The organism is Thermoanaerobaculia bacterium (genome assembly GCA_035717485.1).
Lineage (GTDB): Bacteria > Acidobacteriota > Thermoanaerobaculia > UBA5066 > DATFVB01 > DATFVB01.
Genome location: DASTIQ010000152.1, coordinates 1 through 6,559, shown reverse-complemented (window position 1 = coordinate 6,559; position 6,559 = coordinate 1). Strand labels below are relative to the sequence as shown.

Below are 6,559 nucleotides of genomic sequence, written 5' to 3'. Positions count from 1 at the left end.
CCAGAACGGATACGACGCCTGCTCGACGCCGGCCAGAGGACGGGCATCCACGGAATCGAGGGAACGGCTCCAGATCTGGAACTTGCCGTCGAGAGAGGCGACGAACGCGATCGACTTCCCGTCCGGGGAGATCGCGGGCGGGCCGCTGGGATCGTTGTAGAGAAGGAACTCGGCCCGTTCCGGAGCGTTCAGCGACGCGCGAAGAACGGGGGCCGGCGCGCCCCCCGCCCGAAGCCGGAGGAACAGAAGGAACAGGGCGGCGGCGGCGGAAACCGCGAACGCGGCCCACGCCGTCCGCTCCCGGCTCCGCCGGCGAGAGACGACCGCCGCGGGCGCCCCGGCCTGCGACCCGGCTTCGGCGATCCATGCGAGCTCGCTCTTGACGTCGTGCGCGCTCTGCCACCGGTCGTCGGGATCCTTCGCGAGGCACGCCTTCACGACCCGCTCGAGCGCCGGCGGCGTCATCGGCTGGATCGAGGAGATCGGCGGCGGCTCCCGCTCGAGGATCGCCGCGATCATGCTCGCGCGGCTCGAGCCCGAGAACGCCTTCCTCCCGGAAGTCATCTCGTACAGCACGCATCCGAGCGCGAAGATGTCGGAGCGGGCGTCCGCCTCCTTCCCCTCGAGCTGCTCGGGCGCCATGTACTGGAACGTCCCCATGATCGTGCCCTTCTCGGTGAGGGGCCGCGGCGGTTCCGTCGGCAGGGACGTGATCCCTTCCGCGCGCTCCGCCACGAAGCTCTTCGCGAGGCCGAAATCGAGGAGCTTCACTCCCGACTTCGTGAGCATCACGTTGCCGGGCTTGAGATCCCGATGGACGATTCCGCGTTTGTGCGCCTTGTCGAGTGCGTCGGCGATCTCGACTCCGACCTTCAGGGTCTGATCGAGAGGGAGCGCCCCGCGTTCGAGGCGGTCGGCGAGCGTCTGCCCCTCGAGGAGCTCCATGACCAGGTATTCGACGCCCTCCTGCCGGCCGACGTCGTAGAGCGCGCAGACGTGCGGGTGGGAGAGCTGGGAGATCGCCTTCGCCTCGCGCTCGAATCGCTGGCGGAACTCGACATTGTCGGAAAGATGAGCGGGAAGGACCTTGACGGCGACGTCGCGGTCGAGACGCGTGTCTTTCGCCTTGTAGACCTCGCCCATCCCTCCCGCGCCGAGCGGGGACAGGATTTCATACGGCCCGAGCCTCGTCCCTGCCGACAGGGTCATCGGACGACCCTTTTCCGCCGCCCACGCCGCGATTGCGAGCCGGAAAACGCCGTGCGGGGCGGACGATCAATTCCCATCGGTCTCCGCGGCGGCGGGATCGAAATGAAGCAGGACGCGCAACTGACGGACGATGCCCGCGTTTCCCGCCGGTCGAACCATGAGGAAGGTGCGCCCGTCGGGCGAGACGTCGTAGTTCGTCAGCGGAGCCGTCCGCAGGTTGAACGGTCCGGAAAACAGCGGACGGGGCGGCCCGACCTGGAAGGAGGGTCCGTTCCGAACCTCCACGGCCATCACCCGGTCCCCCTGAACGTAGAAGATCTCGTGTCCGTCCTCTCCCCAGACGGGCATCGCTCCTCCGTCGGGCGAAATTTGCCACTTGCCGGCGCCGGGGGGAAACGTCTGGACGAAAACGACGTTGCTGCCCGACCCGAACGACGTGTAGGCGAGGAATCGTCCGTCGGGCGAGAGCCTCGCGCCCCAGACCTGCTCCGCATCGCCCCCGGAGAAGAGCGGCTCCGGCTTCGGCTTCCCGGAGATCGGCGCGCGCCAGAGACCGAACTTCAGGGCGACGCTCGAAATGATCAGGCTTTCTCCGTTCTTCGTCCAATCGTTGGCCACCATGGGATTGCTGGTCTGCCAGATCGGCTGAGCCGGGCCGTTGCCGTCCGAAGGCTTGCGCAGAACCCCCGGAACGGGACCTCCCGAGCACGTATACGCGATCCAGCGGCCGTCGGGAGACCAGATCGGCAGGAGGTCGTGACTTTCGAACGTGAGCCGGTTCAGGCTCTGCGTCGACGGGTCGTACGTCCAGATGTCGTCGTCCGTGCCAAGAAAGGACGCCTCGGGCCCGGACCCCGCGGAGAACGCGATCCGCTTTCCGTCGGGGCTGAATCGCGGGTAGTGATACGGGCGCGCCGGAAGCGGCAGCCCCGTGGCCTTGCCGTCCCGCGAGACCAGGACGATTTCGGATCCCTCGTCGAGGGAGCTCGCCGCGATGTCGATGAGCGTCCCGTCCGCCGAGATCGAAAAGTATCCGGCTCCGCTGCTCACCTCTCCGGCGACCCCGGATCGCACGACGACGGGGGTCGAGAGGATCGACAGGGACTTCGGATCGAAACGGACGGAATAGAGCTTCTTCTCCCGCTGGAAAATCAGGTGATCCGGCGGCACGAAACGCGCCATCCGTGCCGCTTTGACGAGGACTTTCTCCCGCCCCGTCGCGAGATCGACGGCCGCGACGGGCGAGACGTCGTAGTTGCCGGGGCTCGCGAGAAGACCGACACCGACGATCACCGTCCGCCCGCCGGGAAGGACCTGCGGCCATCGATGGGAGCGCTCGTCGCGCTTCGGATCGGGCTTCGTGGCGGCGCGCGACGGGCCGCCTGCCGCCGAGACCTCCATCAGCCCGGTGTCGAAGCTCGGTGAGTAGAAAATCCGCCCGCCGGGCCCCCACGCAATTCCCCGGTCCGCGGGAGAGTCCGCGAGCGCCGTCGCGTTGCCTCCGGAGAGAGGAATCGTCTTCAGCTTGTTGTCGGCGACGAACGCGACGAGCTTTCCGTCGGGAGAGATGACCGGGTCGGAGCCGCCCTCGGTCCCGGGGATCGGGACGATGTCGACGCGGTTCATGAACCGCCGATAGAGTCGCTGTCCCGCCTCGTCGGCTCCGACGAAAACCGCCGTCCGACCGTCCTCGGAGAGCGCGACGACCGGGGCCTCGGATTGAGGAACCCGCACGCCCTGCGGGAGCGAGAGCGTGAACGCCGTCCCCGGTACCCGCTGCGGCGCGGGCGAAGCGAGCCATTTCCAGGCGAAGAACCCGGCGACGACCGCGAGGATCGCCGCGAGGATCCACGCGATTCTCGCACTGGACGCGGCCCCGGTCGCAGCCGCTGCGACCGGCTCCGCCGCCGGAGCGCGCGCGATCTCGTCGAGAACGATGCGCGCGTCCGCGATGTCGTGCAGGCGGTTCCGGGAATTTCGTTCGAGGCAGCGCGCCAGCACTTCGCGCAGGCGTGCCGGCGTCGCCGGAGGCAGGGCTCCGAAGTCGATTTCGGTCTTGAGCACTTCCGCGAGCGTGTCCGAAACCGTTTCGCCGGCGAAGAGTCGCCGGCCTGTCAGCATCTCCCACAACACGACGCCGAACGCCCAGATATCCGCGCGTTTGTCGGCGGGCTTTCCCCGGGCCTGCTCCGGAGACATGTACGGCGCGGTGCCGAGGATCATTCCGTCCCGGGTTCCCATCGAGAGCGTCGGCGAATGCGTCAGGTCGGGCGATGAAGTCAATCCCGACGCCGCCGGGTCGAGCGCCTTCGCGAGCCCGAAGTCGAGAACTTTCACCTGGTCCTCGCGGTTGACTTTGACGTTGGCGGGTTTCAGGTCCCGGTGGACGATCCCTTTCTCGTGCGCGGCTTCGAGCGCCTCCGCGATCTGACGGGCGATCCCGACCGCTTCGTCGACCGGAATCGGTCCCGACTCGATCCGATCCTGCAGCGTCGGCCCTTCGACGAGCTCGAGGACGAGCGCCTTGACGGCGGTCGAGTCCTCGACGCCGTAGATCGCCGCGACGTTCGCGTGATTGAGCGACGCCAGCACGCGCGCTTCCCTCTCGAATCGCCCGAGGCGCTCCGGGTCGGAAGAGAGAGCGGCGGGAAGGACCTTGATCGCGACGTCACGGCCGAGCTTCGAGTCGCGCGCGCGATAGACCTCCCCCATGCCACCGGCGCCGAGCGGAGAGATGACCTCGTACGGACCGAGTCGAGTGCCAGCGGCGATGGTCATGAGTCTGGCGCATCATAGTTTACCGTCGCCGGCCCCCACGGCCCGTCGGTGCTAACCTCGTCGCATGCCGCTCCCGGCGCGTCTTCTCGCGCTCCTTCCCTGCGTGGCGGCGGTCGCTCTCGCAGACGGCGGACCATGGGAAGCCCGCTACCGACTGCATCGACAGGGGCTCGTGGCTTTCGCTGCCGATGCACCCGACCGGATCCTGCTGACGTCGAACGAGAGCGGCACCTTCCAGCTCTGGACGCTCGATCGGAAGAACGGAAAGCGCGTTCGCGTCACCGACGCGCCGGCCGGGAAGACCGCCGGGGCGATCTCACCGGACGGAAAATGGATCTGGTACCTGCGCGACGCGAACGGCAGCGAAGTCGGAGGGTGGGTTCGCGTGCCATTTTCGGGCGGCGGGATCGAAGTCGTGGCCCCGTGGGCGGGCTCGAGCGCCGGCATCGCGTTCGACAGCGGCGAACGTTTCGTGGTCACGGCGTCGTCCGGCCCGGAAGGATTTCGGTTCGAACGTCGCGCAGAGAACGCGGCGCCCGTCCTTCTCTATCCCTCCACGAACGAGGCCTACGGCCCGGCTCTCTCCGCCGACGGCCGATATCTCTCGCTCGTCGAAACGGAGCGGAAGAACGATCGTCACTGGGCGACGCTGGTTCTCGATGCCGCGGACGGCCATCGCATCTCCGAGCTCTGGGATGGAGAAGGGAACAGCGTCACGGCGGGGCGCTGGTCGCCGAAGGCGGGCGACGAACGCCTCCTCGTCCAGAGCGATGCTTCCGGATTCGTCCGTCCGGCGATCTGGGACGCGCAGACCGGAAAGCGCACGCCGATCGCCGCCGATCTGACCGGCGAGATCACGGCCGAGGACTGGTCTCCCGATGCGCGGATGGTTCTCCTCAAGCAGCATGCCGGCGGCCGCGACCGGCTGTTCCTCTTCGACCTCGCAAGCGGAAGACCGACACCGCTCGATCTCGGAGAGGGATCGATCGGCGAGTGCGCGGCGCGTCCCGACGGAAAAGCCTGGGCGTCGTTCCAGAGCGCCGCCGTCACGCCGCGGCTCATCGAGATCGATCCGGCGACGGGCCGGAAGCAGACGATTCTCGCGAGCGAAGATGCGCCCCCGGGAACGCCGATGCACGCCGTCGACTTCGCCGGCGCGAACGGCGGCCGCGTGCCGGCGCTCCTCGGAGTTCCCACGCATCCGAACGGCTCCGCGATCGTCTGGCTGCACGGCGGCCCGCATTCGGAGACGACCGATTCCTTCGCTCCCGCGATCCAGGCATATCTGGACGAGGGCTTCGTCGTGCTCGCCCCGAACTATCACGGTTCGTCCGGACTCGGCCGTGCCTGGGCGAATTCCGTCGTCGGCGACCCGATGGTCCGCGAGCTCGAAGACCTGCGAGGGGCACGGCGATATCTGCTCGACCGCGGGTTGGCGCGCGGGAAAAAGGTCTTCGTCGCCGGCTGGTCCTACGGCGGATATCTGACGCTCTGCGCGCTCGCGTTCCAGCCGGATCTCTGGGCGGGCGGGATCGCCGGCGCCCCGATCGCCGATTTCGCGCTCCAGTACGAGGACGCCCGCGCCGCCCTTCGCGGCTGGACGGTGATGCTCTTCGGCGGGACCCCCGCCGAGAAGCCGGCGCTCTACCGGGAGCGGTCGCCGCTCGCGCATGCCGACGCGATCCGCGCGCCGCTCCTGATCTTCGCGGGAAAGAACGACCGGCGCGCTCCCCCGCGGCAGATCGAAACCCTCGTCGATCGACTTCGGACGGCGAAGAAGGACGTGATCGTGCGCTGGTTCGACGCCGGCCACGGGTCGCTCTCGGCCGATGAACAGATCGAAGAGATGCGGGAAGCGCTCTCCTTCCTTCACGTTCGACGGGTATCCGGGGATCGAGCGAGTTCCGGCGCCCGCGCGATGATGCCGGTCGTTACCGGGGCGACACGGTGATCGTGAAGATCGTATTCAGCGCTTCGCGCTTTGCCGTCAGCGTGAGACTCCGCCCGTCGGGAGCGACGAGCAGCAGGGTGTGTCCGTCCTCCGATTTCAGGTCTGCCGTCGTCTTCCACCGGGAAAGCTTGCCGGCGTAGAACTTCGCGACGTCGTCGGGCCAGTCGTTCGTCTCGAACGTCGCGGCATGGGCGTCGTGAGTTCCCGTTTCGACGGCCGCGGCGACGTGTGCGCCCGGATACGTCGGCACGTCTTTCGGAAATCCGGCGGGCAGCGACGCAGAAGGGCCGCCGGTCGCCGTCGCGTCCGCCGTTCGGATCGTGACGTTCCTGCCCGAACGGTCGATCTCGACGGGCGAGCCGCCCGCCGTGACGGTTTCGTGTTTCCGGCAGGCGGCCAGAACGAGCGGGATGACGGCGACCGCCGCGAACCGTTTCACTCCGACTTGATCGCCCGCACCGCCTTCGCGAGCTCCGGGACGAACGGGAAGAGGTCCGCGACGACGCCGTAGGTCGCCACCTTGAAGATCGGCGCGTCCGCATCCTTGTTGATCGCGACGATGACCTTCGAAGTCCCCATTCCGGCGAGGTGCTGGATCGCGCCGGAGATTCCGCAGGCGAC

At 68.1% G+C, this 6,559-nt stretch carries 5 protein-coding genes; 1 reads left to right on the top strand and 4 read right to left on the bottom strand.

All coding sequences use genetic code 11. The features are described from left to right. Both VFS34_08235 and VFS34_08230 read right to left on the bottom strand, forming a co-directional pair. A partial coding sequence (locus tag VFS34_08235) for a protein kinase (protein HET9794437.1) occupies positions 1-1,209 on the bottom strand: 1,209 nt, incomplete at its 3' end. A gap of 66 nt (positions 1,210-1,275) precedes the next feature. After that, entirely contained in the window at positions 1,276-3,987 is a 2,712-nt protein-coding gene (locus VFS34_08230; GenBank protein ID HET9794436.1) for a protein kinase, read from the bottom strand. Between the two features lie 64 nt (positions 3,988-4,051). Here VFS34_08230 and VFS34_08225 point away from each other — a divergent pair, with 64 nt between their 5' ends. Continuing rightward, entirely contained in the window at positions 4,052-5,938 is a 1,887-nt protein-coding gene (locus VFS34_08225; protein ID HET9794435.1) for an alpha/beta fold hydrolase, read from the top strand. On the opposite strand, the gene VFS34_08220 is transcribed toward VFS34_08225, so the two are convergent. Together VFS34_08220 and VFS34_08215 are read right to left on the bottom strand one after the other, a co-directional pair. After that, positions 5,919-6,377 carry a hypothetical protein gene (locus VFS34_08220; GenBank protein HET9794434.1) on the bottom strand — a complete coding sequence of 153 codons (459 nt, stop codon included), beginning with the start codon at positions 6,375-6,377 and terminating at the stop codon, positions 5,919-5,921. The two genes, VFS34_08225 and VFS34_08220, sit on opposite strands and share 20 nt — an antisense overlap. Next, positions 6,374-6,559, bottom strand: a 186-nt coding sequence (locus tag VFS34_08215) for an electron transfer flavoprotein subunit alpha/FixB family protein (GenBank protein HET9794433.1), incomplete at its 5' end; no start/stop codon positions are given. The genes VFS34_08220 and VFS34_08215, both read right to left, overlap by 4 nt.

Coding starts and splice junctions, on each gene's coding strand:
- VFS34_08230 (HET9794436.1), bottom strand. CDS start 3,987: ATGACCATCGCCGCTGGCACTCGACTCGGTCCGTACGAGGTCATCTCT.
- VFS34_08225 (HET9794435.1), top strand. CDS start 4,052: ATGCCGCTCCCGGCGCGTCTTCTCGCGCTCCTTCCCTGCGTGGCGGCG.